Consider the following 17,499-nt stretch of genomic DNA (forward strand, 5'->3'; position numbering starts at 1 on the left):
GTACAGGCGAGTCGCCGGCCGGTACAGGCGAGTCGCCGGCCGGAATATCGTTCTCGACCTCATACGGCGACTTCTCTGCCGCCATCGCCTGGGTCTCCTGCTGCTGCGCCGCCTCCACATAGGGGGGTTCGCTGGGGCTGGCCGGCTCCAGGGCTGCCGTCGCCTCGGTGACGGACTTCGGGGTATGCCGGCCGTGGTGGACCTTTCTGCGGTCCCTGGCCCTGCGCAGGCGTTCAAGAAGCTTGTTGTAAGCGAGATCGAACGCAGCGAACTTGTCGGCGGCACTCGCTTCTGCGCGGATTACTGGGCCGCGTCCCAGGACTGTCAGCTCAACCGTGAGCGATTCGGCGGTCTGGCGGGCTTTGGTCTCTTTGGTGACCTTCGCGTCTACCCTCTGGACCTTGTCTCCCAACGACGCGATCTTTGAGATCTTGTCGTCGGCATATTCGCGGAACCGGTCTGAGACCGTCAAGTTGCGTCCGCTGATCATGAACTCCATGGTGCCCTCCAAATGACTTCGGTGACACGACGGCGGTACTTCCCGGGGGCCGATCTGACTGACAGTCGAGCCCCTTTCCGAGCCGCTATCGACAGGTACATCTGTTCTTGGTACCCATCTTCGACGTTAGTTCATAGACACCTGTTATTCATCCTTTTACGGTTTATTTTTTTAGCTCCCACCGATCATCCGCGCCGCCGCGGGGATGGCGGCGCCGACATCGGCGGCGGCCGGCGGGCGTGTCGCGGCCAGCACGACGGCGCCGCTGACAATGGCCCCCGCGGCCCGGAGCGCACGGGCCGCCTCCGCCAGGGTGGCGCCGGTGGTCAGCACGTCATCGACGATGATGCAGACACGTCCTTCGACTCGCGCAGGCCACGGACCGGACCTGGYCCGCATGGATCCGCGCACGCGCCGGGCGCGCTCACCCCGGCCCAATCCCTTCTGTCCGCCGGACAGGGAGCCGGCCCCTGTGGGGCCGTCCCGCAACCGGCCCCACAGGGGCAAAGCCGGCGGTTTCGTGTTCCGCGCGGGCGGCACGGATTTCCGCAGCGCGTCCGCGACGGTGAACCCTGGGATTTCGTCCCCGCGGACGAGCCGGCGGAGCAGGATATGGACGGGGCTGAAGCCCCGCCTGCGGTAAGCGGCGGCACTCGTGGGCACGGGGACGAGGACGAGTCCCTGCCCGGGCCCGGACGCGGCGTGGAGGGCGCGCGCCAGTCCCCGGGCCAGCTCGGCGCCCAGCCGGGCCTGCCCGTGGCTTTTGAAGGACAGCAGGCACTGCGCCAGCTCGGCCCGGTATGGCCCGGCCGCCACCACGGGCAGCAGCACGGAGCCGCCCATGTCCATCAGGGCCGGAGCCTGGGCCTCCGCCCGGAACGGCCGGAGCGTCAGCAGGCGCAGCTTACGGGAGCACGCGCCGCAGAGTGCCGAGTCCTCCGCCCCGCAGCAGACGCAGTCCACTGGAATGGCCAGGGCGAGCACCTCAGCCGCCGCTTCGGCTGTCCGGTCGCCCAGCCTCGCCAGCGGCCACGCGTAGCTCCCGCGGTGTCGAGCCGCCCTGGCCGCGGCCGGGGCAAGATCAGGGTCCGCTGCCGGGACCCGGGTGGTGTGGCTGCCCATCCTCCGATCCTGGACCGGGTGCGCCCCCCGCAGTAGCCCGGCGGGCCGCTATGTGGACAACACCCCGGCCGGAACCTTCGCGGAACCTTCACCGGATCCGGGTGACGGCGGCACCGCCGTCGTCGTCGCCGTCGTCCGAGGGGGCCTCGGTCAGCCGGGAACGAGGGGGCGCCGGTCAGCCGGGGAACGAGGGGTCGATGGGGCCCTTGAGCTGCGGTGACCAGCCGTTGCCCAGCCGCTGGAAGATCCCTTCCGCGGACTGGCCGTAGATCTCGGCCGGTCCGTTGCCCGCGCTGAGGGCGGTCAGCCCGGGCCACGGCGCCAGCTGCTGCGGCTGTGCCGAGGTCAGCGACAACAGCTCGGGGGTGACGGCATCGCTGGCGGAGGCCTTCATGACCGCGACTGTGGTGTCATCCACCCAGACCCCTTGGTCCGGGTCCCGGGGGGTCAGGAGGGTCAGGGGCACGGTCAGGTCCCTCGGGGTGCCGTCCGCGTTCCGGATGATCCCGGTGATCTGGACCTTGCTCTTGCCGTTCTGCTGCGAAATGACGAGGGCCCGCGTGCCGTCCCGGGAAATCCGGAACTCCTTCACCGTCCGGCCCGCGAGCCATCCCGGCGACAGGGTCACGGTGGGTACGCTGGCGTTCTCCGCCACACCGACCGGCCGGTAGGCCACCACCTCGGTGGCGCCGCCGGCACCCGGCCCGGCAGTCCAGACCCAGTCATAGCGGCCGAACGAAGGCCGGGACAGCGCGGCCCGCGTGGTCAGGGCCCTGGCGGGCTGGCCCGGAACGATCGAGTACAGCGTGGTGCGGGCGGCGTTGAGGAACGCGGCCGCCTGCGACTCGGTGGACTCCGCAGGCGCCCGGGGTGAGAGGGCTGCGACGGACCGGACGTCCGGGAGCGGTGAAATCCTGTTGTTTTCGTACCGGACCAGGTCATTGTTGCTGACGGCGATCTGGTAAGCGGGGACGCTTTCGTCCTGGACCGGAGGCAGGACCGTGCCGTTGTCCTCGACGCGCACCAGGTCCTGGTTGGCCCGGAGCTCAACGTTGATCACATCCGGCTGGCTGCGGAACGTCAGGGCAAGCTGCGTCTGCATCCGCAGCCGGTCCTCGTTGGAGGCCTCGACCAGGTCCTTGGCGGTGAGATCCACCTGCGCGGCGCCGGATACGACGGGCACTGATTCGCGGGCCAGCTTGATGCCTGAAGGGAACGCGCTGACGACGGCGCCCTTGAGGTAGGGGGCGGGTCCGCCCAGGAGCGCGCTCGTCATGGCTTTGACGGTCTTCTTGCGGATGAACCACCGGACGTCGGGCACTGCGTAGGTGAACGTGGGGTCGTAGAAGTAGATCGGGAACGCGCCGTAAATGACCTTGAAGGTTTCTTCCGGAATGGCCGTGCCGTCAGGAAGATCGGAGATTCGCCATTCGCCGTCCACCTGGGTCACGGTGACGGGTATGTTTTCGGTGGTGCCCTCGGGAAGCTGCGTGGCCACGCCGTCGGCGTCCACCGAATAGGCGAGGTCGAGCTGGTAGTTGAAGACATTTTCGACGCCGGTGGCCACCACCGTGGCCTTGCGGAACACGAGCGCCCGCTGGTCCGGCTTCCACGTCACCGACGAACCCTGGGTGAGGTACTGCCGGGCCACGGCGTAGTCGTCCTCGTAGCCGCTGCCGGCGAGGTAGAAGTCTTCGATCACCGCTTCGGGTCCGGCGCCGGGACGCGGCGCGGCCGGAAAGAAGACCGGGGCGTTAGGGTTTCCCGCACTCTCGTCCGTGCTCTTGCCCACCGGCCCCGAGCGCGGAATCTGGGCGCACGAGGTCAACAGAAGCAGGATGAGCGCCAGCAGCGCAGCCCCCACGCGGGTAAACCTGCCCGAAACCCCACTCATGCCTTGCCCTCCGTCCCGGTCCCCCGGGGGCCGGCCGGGCCGCCGTCCGGGATGGCCCCGCCGGCGGCACCGCTGCCGCCGTCGTCAGAAAAGTCGTCATCGAAGCCGTCTGCGAATCCGTCCGCGGAACCCTCAACACCGGTCCCGCGGCCCGCGGTCCGGAGCGGGTCCAGCAACACCACGGTGCGCTGGCGGCCTGCCTCGGGGAGCCCGACGTTGACCGGTTCGAGCTGGAGCGGGGACCTGGTGATCGGCTCGTCGCGGCGCAGGGGAAGGGTCAGGCGGAAGTTCGACCCTTCTCCCTTGCTCCCCCAGGCCTGCAGCCAGCCGTCGTGGAGCTTGGTGTCCTCGGCGGCAATGGACAGTCCCAGCCCGCTGCCGCCCGTGGTGCGGGCCCGGGCCGGATCGGCGCGCCAGAAGCGGTCGAAGACGCGCGCCGCCTCAGCCGGGGTCATGCCGATTCCGTGATCCCGTACGGCCACGGCCACGGCGGTGCCGCTGGCGGCCACGGAAACGTTGACCGGCCGGCCCTCGCCGTGTTCGAGGGCGTTCAGGATCAGGTTGCGCAGGATCCGGTCGATCCTGCGGTCGTCCATGTCGACAATGACGCTGCCGGCCGGGGCGTTGAGGGTGACGGCGGACCCGTATTCGGCCGCGACGGGCGCCACCCCCTCGATGACATGCGCGACAAGCTGGACGATGTCGGTGGGCTCGGCGTCCAGGGTGKCGGCGCCGGCGTCAAAGCGGGAGATTTCCAGCAGGTCCGCCAGGAGCGACTGGAAGCGTTCCACCTGGTTGTAGAGCAGCTCCGCGGAGCGCTTGTTGATGGGGTCGAAGTCCTCGCGGGCGTCATAAAGGACTTCGGCGGCCATGCGCACCGTGGTGAGCGGGGTGCGGAGCTCGTGGGAGACATCGGAGACGAACCGCTGCTGCATCTGGGACAGCGTGGCCAGCTGGGTGATTTGCTCCTGGAGGCTTGCGGCCATGTGGTTGAACGAGGCGCCCAGGCGGGCAACCTCGTCCTCGCCTTTGACCACCATGCGCTCCTGCAGCTGGCCGGCGGCGAGCTTCTCGGAGACGACGGCGGCATGGCTGACCGGGCTGACCACGTTGCGGGTCACATACCAGGCGACGCCGCCGATCATGAGCACCAGCAGCGCGCCGCCGGCCAGCAGGACATTCTGGATCTCGTCGAGGGTCTTCTGCGCCGTGTTGAGGTCATAGATGAGGTAGAGCTCGTAGACGGTGCCGTTGAACGTCACCTTGTTGCCGACGGCGATGCCGGGCCGGTCTTCGGTCCCTACCGGGAACTGGGTGGACGCCCAGTACTGGTCCTTGCCCGAGTCCTGCACAGCCTTGCGCAGGTCCGGGGGGATGACGCCGATGGTGAGTTGGTCCGAGGCCCGGGATTCAACCCAACGGTTGCGCGGCTTGGTCTGCTCCGGCATGGCCTCGAAGACGTAGCGCCGCTGGATCACGGATCCGCGGCCTTCGACCGCGTTCAGGGTGTCATAGACCAGGGTGATGACGCTGGACTGGTCGGTGACCTGGGCGCCGTCGAACGTGTCCTGGACCTGCTTGACGTTGTACCGCGTCTCCGATTCGGCCTGGGCGAGCCGTTCCTGGAACAGGTTGTTGGCGATCTGGTTGGACAGGTAGGCGCCCACCACCGCGAACGAGCCCATGGCCAGCATCAGCGTGGTCAGGACCGTCCGGAACTGCAGCGAACGCCGCCACTTCCGCTGTACCGCCCGGAGCAGGTACAGGATGCCGGGCCACAGGCGCTGCATCCCGGTGCGGACCAGCCGCGCGACCCGGACGCCAACGATCCTCGCGCGTTTGGCCCACAAGCGGGTCCGGAAGGCCAGACGCCGCCACGGGCCCGGGCCGCCGCGGGGCGTTTCGGGCGCGCGGGGCATGGACGTCTCCGGCGATGAGGCCGCCGATGACTCTGCCGGCGGCGCGGATAACTCGGCCGACGGCGGCGCGGACGACTCGGCCGACGGCGGCGCGGATAACTCGGCCGACGGCGGCGCGGACGACTCGGCCGACGGCGGCGCGGACGACTCGGCCGGCGCCGCCGTATCCGTTGCTATGGACTGCCGGACACTGCGGTCCGCAGGCTCAGGAACCTGCTTTATAGCCGACACCACGGACCGTCAATACAACTTCGGGGGCTTCCGGGTCGCGTTCGATCTTGGACCTCAACCGCTGGACATGGACATTGACCAGCCGGGTGTCGGCGGCGTGCCGGTAGCCCCAGACCTGCTCCAGGAGCAGTTCGCGCGTGAACACCTGCCACGGCTTGCGGGCCAGGGCGACGAGGAGGTCGAATTCCAGCGGCGTCAAGGAGATCCGGTCGTTGCCGCGGCTGACCAGGTGGCCGGCCACGTCGATCGTGACATCGGCGATCCGCAGGGTTTCCGGTGCCTTCTGGTCACCCGGGCGGAGCCTGGCCCGGACCCGGGCGACGAGCTCGGCGGGTTTGAACGGCTTGGGCACATAGTCATCGGCACCGGACTCGAGGCCGCGGACCACATCCGAGGTATCCGCCTTGGCCGTGAGCATCACGATCGGGACGTCGGACTCGGCACGGACCTGGCGGCAGACTTCAATGCCGTCCATCCCCGGCAGCATGAGGTCGAGCAGGACGAGGTCCGGCTTGGAGGAGCGGAACACGTCCAGCGCCTGCGCGCCGTCCGCGCAGAAGACGGGTTCGAAGCCGTCATTGCGCAGCACAATACCGATCATCTCGGCCAGAGCCTCGTCATCATCCACTACCAGAATGCGTGCCTTCATAGTTATATATTCCCCCATTGAATTGGCTTTGTCGTATCGGGCGGCCCGCCGGCATGGTGCAACCGGGCCTGCCACGGCCGCCGGAACCCCGCCGGAACCGGCCCGGAACCGCGCCGATGCACGGGACGCTGTGACAATTGCCGCGTTGTCCTGCATGCTGTGGAAAGGCCCAGTGAACCGGCCCGGACCGCAGGAGGAACCCGTGAACACCCCGATCTACCAGCGAGCCCTGGGCAGCGACTTTGCCCGACTACAGCCGGAGCTTCAAGAATACTTTGCTTTGGCACCGGGATCCGGCCACTACGGCGTCGGCGAGGGGGTGTTCGACGTCGTCGGCTGCCGGCAGGCCTGGCTGCGTCCCCTGCTGCGGCTCACCACCGGCGAGCAGGCCTTCTTCCCCGAGTACGGCGAGGGCGTCCGCTTCCGGATCGAGAACCACGCCCACCTGGACCCGTTCGGCAGGTCCAGCCTGACGGCCCGCCGGGAAATCTTCTTCCCGGGCACCACCCGGCTGTTCCAGGACACGACCAGCTTTGATGACGGCGGGCGCGATAACGGCGGGCTCGGGCCCGGGCTCGTGGACTACGTGGGCCGGTACCGGCGGCTCGTCACCGACCTCAATCTCAGCGTCACGCCGGAGGGCCGGCTGCGCGGCGTGTCCGAGGCGTCGCGGCTGTTCGTGGGACCGCTCCGGATTCCGCTGCCGGCGGCCCTCGACGCCAAGGCCTACGCCGAGCAGTGGTGGGAGCCGCAGGACGGCGGCAGGCACCGGATCCAGGTCAAGGTGATCCAGCCCCAGCTCGGGCTGGTGCTGGTCTACGCCGGCCATTTCGACTACCGGCTCGAGCCCTACCCCGGCGGTATTGCGGCGCCGGGCTACCTGCCAGGGCACGCCCGACCGGACGCCTGGGAAAGCAGGGTCTGACCGGGGCCAGCAGGGCACAGCGGAGGCACCGCGGGCACGGTTGCGCCCGGGCCGCCGGCGGCCGAAGGTGCCGCGCTAGCCGAGGGCGAGCTGGTTGAGCCCGTCCGCCACCTGGGTCAGCCGGGTCAGGGCCGCCCCTGCAGCGGCGGGTGAGTGCCGCTCCAAGCCCTCGGACGGCGTGACCCGGAGCGCCCCCAGCGTGGACGCCGGCAGACCCAGCTGCCGCCATGGGCGCCATACGTTTTCCACGACGTCGCGGACCCTTGGCAGTGACGCGGCAGGATCAGCCACGTCCAGCGCGCCAGCCCAGAGCCGCTTGCCGGCCTCCACCGCGCCCGCGAGTTGTTCCCACTGGCGCGAGGTCAGGGCCCGAAGCGGCACGGCGATTCCATCCGCGCCTGCCGCCAGGATCCGCTCGAACGGCGCCTCGACCTCGGAGACGGCCACAACGGTCTCGACGGCGCCCGCGGCCCGGAGCGCGTCGATCACCAATTGCCAGGACTCGGTCACTTCCCGGCCCGGCACCGAACGCAGGGTCCGGTAACCGCTGGCGGTGGGAATGGTGCCGGCCAGCACCGACGCAATTTCAGGTTCATCGATCTGGACGACGATCCGGGCACCGGGGGCAGCCGCCGCCACCCGCTTGAGGTAGCCTTCCACGCCCGCTGCGAGCGAATCCGCGATGTCCCGGCGGGCACCGTAGTCGATCAGGGCCCGCTCGCCGTTGTGCAGGTGCAGCCCGGCGGCAAGGCTGAGCGGCCCGCGCAGCTGGATCTTGATATCGTCCGACGGCACTTCCTCGACGCCGATCACGTCCGCCAGGATGTTGATGTCGGTGGACAGGGCCGACTTGGCCCGCTGCAGGTCCTTGCCGGGCCGGTCCACGAACCGCCATCCATGCGGCTGGACGTCGACGGCTAGTTCGACGAGCAAAGAGGCGGTCCGGCCCAGGGCATCGGAGCCGACGCCGCGATCGGGAAGCTCGGCGAGGAACGGCAGGTGCGGGCTGCCCAGTTCACCGCGGATGATGCGGGCGGCCTCGGCCGGGTCCTCGCCCGGCCAGGGGCCAAGGGCGGTCGCGGTCACCTGGCCCGGTGCGGGCGCGTCTGGTGCTGCCATGGCTAGGCGTCTGCGGCGCGGGCGGCGTCCGCGGAGCCGGAGGCCTGGGCGGCCTGGTGGTCCTCGGCGATGGCCTCGTGGTGGCGGATGACCTCGCCGATGATGAAGTTCAGGAATTTCTCCGCGAAGGCCGGGTCCAGGTGGGCTTCGGCGGCGAGGTGCCGCAGCCGGGCGATCTGCGCCGTTTCACGGCCCGGGTCCCCGGCGGGAAGTTGGTGCGCGGCCTTGAGGAAGCCGACCTTCTGGGTGGCTTTGAAGCGTTCGGCGAGGAGGAAGACGAGGGTGGCATCGATGTTGTCTATGCTGGAGCGGATCGACAGCAGCTCCGCCATGACCGCGGGATCCACGGAACCGGCCAGGGAGCTTGCCGCCGGGTCGTAGGAATCGGTTTCGGGAAGAGTGGGGTTCTGCTCGGTCATTGACCCAGTCTAGGGGTTCCGCGGCCAATGCCTCCCGCTGTTAAGCACCGTTGCAGGCGCCCGCGGAGACACCAAGGGGCATGCCCACCGTTCGTGGCGAACGGTGGGCATGCCCCTTGGCTGTGGCCCTGCCGGAGCCCTCGCCGGCGCAGGATCGGGCCGCGCCGGATCGGGCAGGTGCCCGGTTCCGGCAGTTAGCTGTGGAGCACGGCCTTGAACGCCTCGCGGCGCCTGGCCTGTTCGTCGGGGTCCGGAACAGGCAGGGAGGCGATGAGTTTCTTCGTGTAGTCGTGCTGCGGGTTGCCCATCACCTGGTTGCCGAGGCCCTGCTCCACCATCTTGCCCTTGTAGAGCACGCCGACCCAGTGGGCGAGCATGTCCACCACGGCGAGGTCGTGGCTGATGAACAGGCACGCGAAGCCGAACTCCTGCTGGATCTCCTTGAACAGCTCCAGCACAACGGCCTGCACGGACACGTCCAGAGCCGACGTCGGCTCATCGGCGATGAGCAGCTTCGGGTTCAGGATGAGCGCCCGCGCCAGGGAGGCGCGCTGGCGCTGCCCGCCGGAGAGTTCGTGCGGGAACCGGTCAGCGTACGACGCCGGCAGCTGCACGGATTCGAGCAGCTCCCCGACCTTCTTGCGTGCCTCGGCCGCTGTCGGGTTGGAGTGGATGATCAGCGGTTCCGCCACGCAATCGCCGATGGTCAGCTGCGGGTTGAACGAGGCCGCCGGGTCCTGGAAAACGAAGCCGATCTCCTTGCGGAGCGGCTTGAAGGTGCGCTCCTTGAAGTTCAGCATCTCGTAGTCCAGCACATTCAGGCTGCCGCCCGTGGTCCGGTTCAGGCCGGCGATCGCCCGGCCGATGGTGGTTTTGCCCGAGCCGGACTCCCCCACGAGGCCGAAGACTTCGCCTTCGGACACGGTGAAGCTGACGCCGTCGACGGCCTTGAACGCCGGGCTGCCGAGCCGCCCCGGATACTCGATGGTCAGGTTCTTTGCCTCGACCAGCACCTTGCCGCCCTGGTGGGCGCGTTCGACCATGCCCTCCGAGGCGGAGTTGCGGCCCAGGTGCGGGACGGCGGCGAGGAGCTTCTTGGTGTAGTCCTCCCTGGGCTCGGCGAACAGCACCCGTGAGGATGCCTCCTCCACGACGTCGCCCTGGTACATGACCACGACGCGGTCGGCGAGGTCGGCGACGACGCCCATGTTGTGCGTAATCAGCACGATGGAGGTCCCGTAGTTGTCGCGCAGATCCCGCAGCAGTTCAAGGATCTCGGCCTGCACGGTGACATCCAGGGCGGTCGTGGGCTCGTCGGCCACAATGAGGCCAGGGTTCAGGGCCAGCGCGGCGGCAATCACGACGCGCTGTTTCTGGCCGCCCGAGAACTGGTGCGGATAGTAGTTGACCCGAGTTTCCGGGTCCGGGATGCCAACTTTGCGGAGGGCGTCAATTGCCCGCGCCTTGGCCTCCTTGGCCGAGACCTTGCTGCGGCCGCCGCTGCCGGCGTGCGCACGGATGCCCTCGGCAATCTGCCACCCCACGGTGAAGACCGGGTTGAGGGCGGTGGATGGCTCCTGGAACACCATGGCCACGTCGCGGCCCCGGATCTCCCGCAGCTTGGCTTCGCTGACGCTGATGACGTTGTTGCCGTTGATCAGGACGGCGCCTTGGCTGATGGCCGTCTCCGGCAGCAATCCCAGGATGGTCTTGGCCGTCACGGTCTTGCCGGATCCCGACTCGCCAACAATGGCGACCACTTCGCCGGGGTTGACCTGGAGGCTCACGTCCTTGACGGCATACACATCCCCGGCGTCGGTGGCGAARGTGACTTTGAGCCGGTCGATGTCAAGGACCGGGCCTGCGCCTGCGCCGGGCTTGTCGATGTTGGTGGTCATAGAACTCTCGATTCTGCTTCGAGTGCAGCCTGGGTGCCGGCGGTAAAGTCGGGTCCGCCCTTGCCTGCCACAGCCTTCTTGCGGCCCCGCAGGCGGGGATCGTTGAGGTCGTTGATGCTCTCACCGACGAGGGTCAGCCCAAGCACGGTCAGGACGATCGCCGTACCGGGGTAGACACCGGTCCACCAGATGCCCGAGGAGGCATCTGCAATGGCCTTGTTCAGGTCATAGCCCCACTCGGCGGCGGAGGTCGGCTCGATGCCGAACCCCAGGAAGCCAAGGCCCGCCAGGGTCAGGATGGCCTCGGACGCGTTCAGCGTGAAAATCAGCGGCAGCGTGCGGGTTGCGTTCTTGAAGATGTGCCGGCCCATGATGCGGATACTGGAGGCACCCACCACCTTGGCCGATTCGACGTACGGCTCCGCCTTCAGCCGGATGGTCTCGGCACGGATGACCCGGAAGTACTGCGGGACGAACACCACCGAGATGGAGATGGAGCAGGCAACAATGCCTCCCCAGAAACTGGACTGCCCGTGGCTGATGACGATTGACATCACGATGGCCAGGAGCAGTGACGGGAAAGCGTAGATCGCATCGGCGATCACCACGAACACCCGGTCCAGCCAGCCGCCGAAGTAGCCGCTGACGAGGCCGAGGGCTACGCCGAGGAAGATCGACATCGCGACGGCCACGATGATCACCACGGCGGCCGTCTGGGCACCCCAGAGCACCCGGGAATAGACGTCATAGCCACCAACCGTGGTGCCCCAGATGTGGGCCGGGCTGGGGGGCTGCTGTGTCGGGAAGGGACCGGCGGCGTCGCTGAGCTGGGCAAACCCGTAGGGCGCGATCCACGGCGCAAACACGGCGACGAGCAGGAAGACGGCGGCCAGCACCATGCCCGTGACGAGCATGCCGCGTTGCAGCCCGACGCTCGAGCGGAAATGCGAGATCACCGGCAGCCGGTAGATGAGGGGCTGCTTGCGCCCACTTACTTTGGTTGCATTCATGGCTAGTACCTCACTCGCGGGTCGATCAGGGCTGCGACGACGTCCACGATGAAGTTCGTGACGGCAACGATGACCGCCAGCATCACGACGATTCCCTGGACGGCGACGAAGTCGCGGGCGTTCAGGTATTGCACCAGCTGGTAGCCGAGGCCCTTCCACTCGAAGGTGGACTCCGTGAGGACGGCGCCGCCGAGCAGGAGGGCAATCTGGAGCCCCATGACAGTGATGATCGGGATGAGGGCAGGCTTGTAGGCATGCTTGGTCACGAGCCGGTAATTACTGACGCCACGGGACCTGCCGGCCTCCACGTAATCCTTGCCGAGCGTGCCGATGACGTTGGTGCGGACCAGCCGCAGGAAGACCCCTGCCGTCAAAAGCCCCAGGGTGAGTGCGGGGAGGACTGAATGGGCCGCGACATCGCCGAACGCGGCCATGTTGCCGCTGCGCAAGGCATCCAGCCAGTAGATCCCGGTCGGTGCGGCCAGGCTTCCCATGGCCAGCTCGGTCCTGGTGGAGGCCCGTCCTGCGACGGGCAGCCAGCCCAGCCAGACGGAGAAGGCCAGCTTCATCAGCAGGCCGGCGAAGAACACCGGGGTCGCGTAGCAGAGGATGGCGAAGAACCGCAGGAATGCGTCCGGGGCCTTGTCGCGCCGGTAGGCGGCGATCAGGCCGAGCGGGATGCCGACCACCAGCGCCACGATGAGGGCATTGATGGCCAGTTCCAGGGTTGCCGTGCCAAACGTGATGATCATTTCGACCACAGGGCGGCGGTCGGTGATGGTGGTGCCGAAGTTGCCGGTCGCCACCTGGCCAACGTATTCGAGGTACTGCACGAGGATCGGGCGGTCGTAGCCGGCGTCGTGGATGCGCTGCGCGAGCGCCTCCGGCGGAAGCCTGCCGCCCTGGGCTGCAGTGATGGGGTCGCCGATGACCCGCATCAGGAAGAAGACCAAAGTCACCAGAATGAAAATGGTCGGAATGATCAGGAAGAACCGGATCAGGATGTAGGTCCCCAAGCCCCCACCCGAGGATTTTTTCTTGGACGGAAGAAGTCCGTCGGCGTCGTTTAGCGGCGCCTCAGTCAATGTTGTCATTGGTACCTAAGATTGTGCTGTCGCGGCCTTGGGCGGGCCGGCGTGAACTGCAGGATGCGGCAATGACCAGCAAAGGCGGGGCGCCTCGAGGGCGCCCCGCCTCGCAGGCTGGTCAGGACAGCAGGGCTGCAGCCTTACTTGGAAAGAGTTCCCAAACGGAACTTGAAGGAGGCATCGAGGGTGGAATCGACACCCTTGACACCKCTGCCGGAAATGGCAACCTGCGCGCCCTGGAGCAACGGAAGCGTGGAGATGTCCTTGGCGAGGGCATTCTGCGCATCCTTGATCGTGGACTCGCGTTCAGTCTTATCGACGGTGGTGAGCTGCTTGCTGATCAGGTCGTTGACGGTGGGGTTGTTGTAGTGGTTCTTCAGGAAGCCGCCCTCCGGGAAGAACGGGGTCAGGTAGTTGTCGGCGTCACTGAAGTCGGGGAACCAGCCAAACTGGAACAGCGGGTATTCGTCGGCGCGGCTGGCCTTGCTGTAGGTGACCCATTCCGTGGACTGCAGGTTGACCTTGAACAAACCGGACTTCTCCAGCTGGTCCTTGATCATGGCGTACTCATCGCCGGAGGACTTGCCGTAGTGGTCCGGGTTGTACTGAAGGTTCATCGAGACGGGGGTCGTCACACCGGCGTCGGCGAGGACCTTCTTGGCCTTGTCCAGGCTCGGCTTGCCGGCGTCGCCGTAGGCGTCCTTGAACGATTCGTTGGCGCCCAGGAAGCCGTTGGGAACGTTGGAGTACAGCGGCAGGTAGGTGCCCTTGTAGACCTGGTCCGCGATGGACTGGCGGTCAACGAGGTTCGCGATGGCCTGGCGGACGGCGAGCGCCTTGGCCGGATCGGCGTCGGCAGCCTTGGCACCGAACGGCATCGTGTCGAAGTTGAACGTGATGTAGCGGATTTCGCCGCCGGGGCCAACGTTGACCTTGACCTTGGAGTCCTTCTTGAGGTCATCGACGTCGGTGGCGCTCAGGCTGCGGTTCGCGACGTCGATGTTCCCCTGCTGGATGTCCAGCTTCATGTTGGTGGGGTCGGCGTAGTACTTGATCGTGGCGGCGTCGTTGGCCGGCTTGCCGAGGACCCCCTGGTAGTCCGGGAATGCCTTGAAGCTGACCAGCTCGTTCTTCTTGTACGTGTCGATCACGTACTGGCCGTAGAACGCCTTGGCCTTGACGATCGAGTCGTCGTCAAGCAGTTTGTCGGCCGGGAAGACTTCATCGTCTACGATCGGCGCGGCGGGGCTGCTGAGGATCTGGGCGAAGGTCTGGTCGTTCGCCTGCTTCAGCTTGAAGACCACGGTGTTGGCATCTGGGGCGGTGATGCTTTCGATGTTGGTCAGCAGGCTTGCGGGACCGGCAGGATCGTTGATCTTGGTCTGCCGGTCGAAGGAGAACTTGACGTCCTTGGAGTCGAGCGTGTGGCCGTTGGCCCACTTGAGGCCCGGCTTGAGCTTGACCGTGTACTCGTTCGGCGAGGTGAAGGACGCGGACTCGGCCAGGTCCGGCACGGGATCTGCGCTGCCGGGCTTCGAGTTGAGGAGGAAGGAGTAGATCTGGTTCATCACCATGAACGAACCGTTGTCATACGCGCCCGCCGGATCCAAGGCAGTGACCTTGTCCGTGGTGCCGTAGGCGATCGGACCGCTAGCTGCGGCTGATGACCCGCCAGCGCCCCCGGTCGGCCCTGTGCAGGCCGTCAGTGCAAAGGCGGAAACCCCGGCCAGCGCGATGACGCTGTGCCAGGCCTTTTTGTTCATTGCCATCTGTGAACTTTCTGTTCGATGCGTTCTAGCGCAGCCCGAAGTGAAACGACTGACTCGTCGGGCGGCACGCTTTGCTGATTCCTAGATTCAACCAGACGATCATTCGGTGAAACGTTGCATTTTGTGAGTTGAGACACAAAATTTACACGATTCGAAGGTTTCTCTCATTTTCTGCAGGATTCCGCCCGGATCTTCGGCAGGGTCCTGCGCATCCGGGCGCCGTGGACGGCCGGGTAGTCTGACGACGACGGAGGGTACAGACGACGAAGGGCCCCGCCAACTGGCGGGACCCTTCGCTGGAGTCGGTGGGGCGGGCAGCTAGAGCGCGGCCCGCTGAAGCGAGCGCGCGGCATCGATAGTGGCCTGGCCGAGCACGCGGCTGCCCTGGTAGAGCACCACCGTCTGGCCGGGGGCCACGCCGCGCAGCGGCTCGGTGAGCGTGACCACAAGCTCGTCGTCCGCCATATGCGCGCGGGCAGGGACGGGGTCGCCGTGGGCGCGGACCTGGGCGTAGCAGTCAAACTCTTCTCCGGTCGCCACCTCGACGATGGGCAGCCCCGCCCAGGAGACCTTGATGCCTCGGATTTCGTCAATGGCGAGCAGGGCCTCCGGGCCCACCACCACCTTGTTCTCCTTGGGCCGGATCTCCAGCACGAACCTCGGCTTGCCGTCCGCGGCCGGGGTGCCGAGCTTCAGCCCGCGGCGCTGGCCCACGGTGAACGCGTTGGCGCCCGGGTGCTCGCCGACCTTCGCGCCGGATTCGTCCACGATGTCCCCCGTGGTCATTTCAATCTTCTCTGCGAGCCAGCCGGCGGTGTCGCCGTCGGGAATGAAACAGATGTCGTGGCTGTCCGGCTTGTTCGCCACGGAGAGGCCGCGGCGCTCCGCCTCCGCGCGGACCTCGGCCTTGGACGGCGTCTCGGCCAGCGGGAACATSGAGTGYTTGAGCTGTTCGTGGGTCAGCACCCCCAGCACGTAGCTCTGGTCCTTGGCCCAGTCCGCAGCGCGGTGCAGTTCGGGGTTGCCGTCGGCGTCCGTGATGACCTTCGCGTAGTGGCCGGTGCATACGGCATCGAAGCCCAGGGCGATGGCCTTCTCCAGCAGGGCGGCGAATTTGATCCGCTCGTTGCAGCGCATGCAGGGATTGGGGGTGCGGCCTGCGGCGTACTCATCGATGAAGTCCTGGACGACATCTTCCTTGAACCGTTCGGAAAAGTCCCAGACGTAGTACGGGATCCCGAGGATGTCGCACGCACGCCAGGCGTCGCGGGAGTCCTCGATGGTGCAGCAGCCGCGGCTGCCGGTTCGCAGGGTGCCCGGCATCCGGGACAGCGCGAGGTGGACGCCGACGACGTCGTGCCCCGCCTCGACGGCGCGGGCGGCGGCAACGGCGGAATCGACGCCGCCACTCATGGCTGCAAGAACTCGCATACTGGCTTTCTCTAGGGTTCGGGGGGGGTCACAGGCTCCGGGCTGCTGTTCGCAGCTGCGGTGCTGCTGGGCTTTTACTGCTGGGCAACTGCCGGGCTTTCACTGCTGGGTTGAACCGCAGTGCTACTGCTGGCCCCCGGAAATAGCACAATGCCTGCCCCGCCATTCTATCGCCACGCCGAATCCTCCCCAAAAGGCCTTGACGGGACCGCCTCCCCCTTCTAGCGTCAGGACAAGCGGTTTTAGAAAACGGAAGAGCGCCGACGCGGGAATCGAGCGGACATGGCTGTCGGGAACATCGTGATCGTGGGCGGCGGGCTGGCCGGCGCCACCGCCGCCAAAACGTTGCGGGCGGAGGGCTTCAGCGGTCCGGTGGTGCTGGTGGCCGCCGAGTCCCACCAGCCGTACCTGCGCCCGCCGCTGTCCAAGGAGTACCTGCTGGGCAAGGCCGGCGACGACGCCCTCCCTGTGGTGCCCGAGGACTGGTACGACGCGAACGACGTCGACCTCCGGCTCGGCGTCCAGGTCACGGCGCTGGACCCGGCTGCCCGGGCTGTGGTTCTGGATGACGGGCGGCGGCTGGAGTACGGCTCGCTCCTGCTTGCCACGGGAGCGCGGCCCAGGACCATCCCGCTGCCCGGCAGCGGGCTCGAGGGCGTCAGCACGTTCCGGACGGTCGAGGACAGCCGGCGCCTGCACGCCCGCCTTGCCGGCGGCGGTTTGCACGTGGTCATGGTCGGGTCCGGCTGGATCGGGATGGAACTGGCCGCTGCCGCCAGCACCTTTGGAAACACCGTCACCCTGATGGGGCTGGAGGACGTGCCGCTGGGCGCGGCGATTGGCCCGGACCTGGGCGGTTTCTTCCGCCGGCTGCACGAAGCCCACGGGGTACGGTTCAGGCTTCCGGCGTCCGCTGCCGAGATTCAGGGGTGGTTTGGTCGGGCGACGGCAGTGGTCACCGACTCGGGCGAAGTCCTGCCCGCCGACCTCGTGGTCATCGCCGTCGGCGTTGTGCCGGAGGTCGGGTTGGCCGAGGCGGCCGGGCTCGGGATCCGCAACGGCATCCTCACCGACGCGTCGCTGCGGACCTCGGCGCCCGGGATCTTCGCCGCAGGCGACGTCGCCAACGCCCTGCACCCGTTCACCGGGGAACACCACCGCAGCGAGCACTGGTCCAATGCCCTCAATGGCGGCAAGGTGGCAGCCAAGGCGATGCTCGGCCTCGACGCCACGCTGGACACCATCCCCTACTTCTACACGGACCAGTACGACGTCAGCATGGAGTACTCGGGCTTCCCGACGCTCGTTGCCGGCCCGCCGGTCATCCGCGGCTCGCTTGCGGACAAGGAGTTCATTGCCTTCTGGCAGCGCGAAGGCCAGGTGATCGCCGGAATGAATGTCAACTGGCCCCGCGCCGCCAAGCCGCAGAAGGCGATCAAGGCGCTCATCAACGCCCGCACCGCCGTGAGCCCGGACCTGCTTGCCGATTCCTCGGTACCCCTGGATCAGCTCCTGGATTAGCTCCT

The 17,499-nt window shown here is 67.5% G+C and carries 14 protein-coding genes; 2 read left to right on the forward strand and 12 right to left on the reverse strand.

What is annotated here, in order from left to right:
- From hpf to mtrA, 5 genes are all read right to left on the reverse strand, one after another.
- A partial coding sequence (gene hpf, locus AC1DHX_RS12950; protein ID WP_476900104.1) for a ribosome hibernation-promoting factor, HPF/YfiA family occupies window positions 1–499 on the reverse strand: 499 nt, incomplete at its 3' end.
- Window positions 500–670: 171 nt separating this feature from the next.
- Entirely contained in the window at window positions 671–1,621 is a 951-nt protein-coding gene (locus tag AC1DHX_RS12955) for a ComF family protein (protein ID WP_476900105.1), read from the reverse strand.
- 175 nt (window positions 1,622–1,796) lie between these two features.
- Window positions 1,797–3,515, reverse strand: a complete 1,719-nt coding sequence (locus AC1DHX_RS12960) for an LpqB family beta-propeller domain-containing protein (protein ID WP_476858881.1) — start codon at window positions 3,513–3,515, stop codon at window positions 1,797–1,799.
- Window positions 3,512–5,434, reverse strand: coding sequence for an MtrAB system histidine kinase MtrB (gene mtrB, locus AC1DHX_RS12965; protein WP_476900106.1), 1,923 nt, complete (start codon window positions 5,432–5,434; stop codon window positions 3,512–3,514). The genes AC1DHX_RS12960 and mtrB overlap by 4 nt, the downstream gene beginning before the upstream one ends.
- Before the next feature lie 205 nt (window positions 5,435–5,639).
- Window positions 5,640–6,314: an MtrAB system response regulator MtrA gene (mtrA, locus tag AC1DHX_RS12970; RefSeq protein ID WP_026538469.1), complete on the reverse strand. Its 675-nt coding sequence runs from the start codon at window positions 6,312–6,314 to the stop codon at window positions 5,640–5,642.
- 202 nt (window positions 6,315–6,516) lie between these two features.
- Here mtrA and AC1DHX_RS12975 point away from each other — a divergent pair, with 202 nt between their 5' ends.
- A complete protein-coding gene (locus AC1DHX_RS12975) occupies window positions 6,517–7,239 on the forward strand; it encodes a DUF4166 domain-containing protein (protein ID WP_476858883.1) in 723 nt (240 codons plus the stop codon).
- A 75-nt stretch (window positions 7,240–7,314) separates the two neighbouring features.
- On the opposite strand, the gene AC1DHX_RS12980 is transcribed toward AC1DHX_RS12975, so the two are convergent.
- From AC1DHX_RS12980 to mnmA, 7 genes are all read right to left on the reverse strand, one after another.
- Entirely contained in the window at window positions 7,315–8,358 is a 1,044-nt protein-coding gene (locus tag AC1DHX_RS12980; RefSeq protein ID WP_476858884.1) for a uroporphyrinogen decarboxylase/cobalamine-independent methonine synthase family protein, read from the reverse strand.
- A gap of 2 nt (window positions 8,359–8,360) precedes the next feature.
- Window positions 8,361–8,777: a chorismate mutase gene (locus tag AC1DHX_RS12985; RefSeq protein WP_230011813.1), complete on the reverse strand. Its 417-nt coding sequence runs from the start codon at window positions 8,775–8,777 to the stop codon at window positions 8,361–8,363.
- 194 nt (window positions 8,778–8,971) lie between these two features.
- Window positions 8,972–10,675, reverse strand: coding sequence for an ABC transporter ATP-binding protein (locus AC1DHX_RS12990; RefSeq protein WP_476858885.1), 1,704 nt, complete (start codon window positions 10,673–10,675; stop codon window positions 8,972–8,974).
- Window positions 10,672–11,685 (reverse strand): ABC transporter permease, encoded by a 1,014-nt coding sequence (locus tag AC1DHX_RS12995; RefSeq protein WP_476858886.1) that lies wholly within the window; start codon window positions 11,683–11,685, stop codon window positions 10,672–10,674. The genes AC1DHX_RS12990 and AC1DHX_RS12995 overlap by 4 nt, the downstream gene beginning before the upstream one ends.
- 2 nt (window positions 11,686–11,687) lie before the next feature.
- Window positions 11,688–12,779 (reverse strand): ABC transporter permease, encoded by a 1,092-nt coding sequence (locus AC1DHX_RS13000; RefSeq protein ID WP_476858887.1) that lies wholly within the window; start codon window positions 12,777–12,779, stop codon window positions 11,688–11,690.
- A gap of 134 nt (window positions 12,780–12,913) precedes the next feature.
- Window positions 12,914–14,542 carry an ABC transporter substrate-binding protein gene (locus tag AC1DHX_RS13005; RefSeq protein ID WP_476900107.1) on the reverse strand — a complete coding sequence of 543 codons (1,629 nt, stop codon included), beginning with the start codon at window positions 14,540–14,542 and terminating at the stop codon, window positions 12,914–12,916.
- A gap of 318 nt (window positions 14,543–14,860) precedes the next feature.
- The gene (gene mnmA, locus AC1DHX_RS13010) at window positions 14,861–15,973 is read right to left on the reverse strand and encodes a tRNA 2-thiouridine(34) synthase MnmA (RefSeq protein ID WP_476858888.1); all 1,113 of its coding nucleotides are present in this window, start codon (window positions 15,971–15,973) and stop codon (window positions 14,861–14,863) included.
- Between the two features lie 282 nt (window positions 15,974–16,255).
- On the opposite strand from mnmA, the gene AC1DHX_RS13015 reads away from it, so the two are divergent.
- Window positions 16,256–17,494, forward strand: a complete 1,239-nt coding sequence (locus AC1DHX_RS13015) for an NAD(P)/FAD-dependent oxidoreductase (protein WP_476858889.1) — start codon at window positions 16,256–16,258, stop codon at window positions 17,492–17,494.
- The last annotated feature ends 5 nt before the right edge of the window (window positions 17,495–17,499 follow it).

Source organism: Arthrobacter sp. 05N33_2, assembly GCF_056397425.1.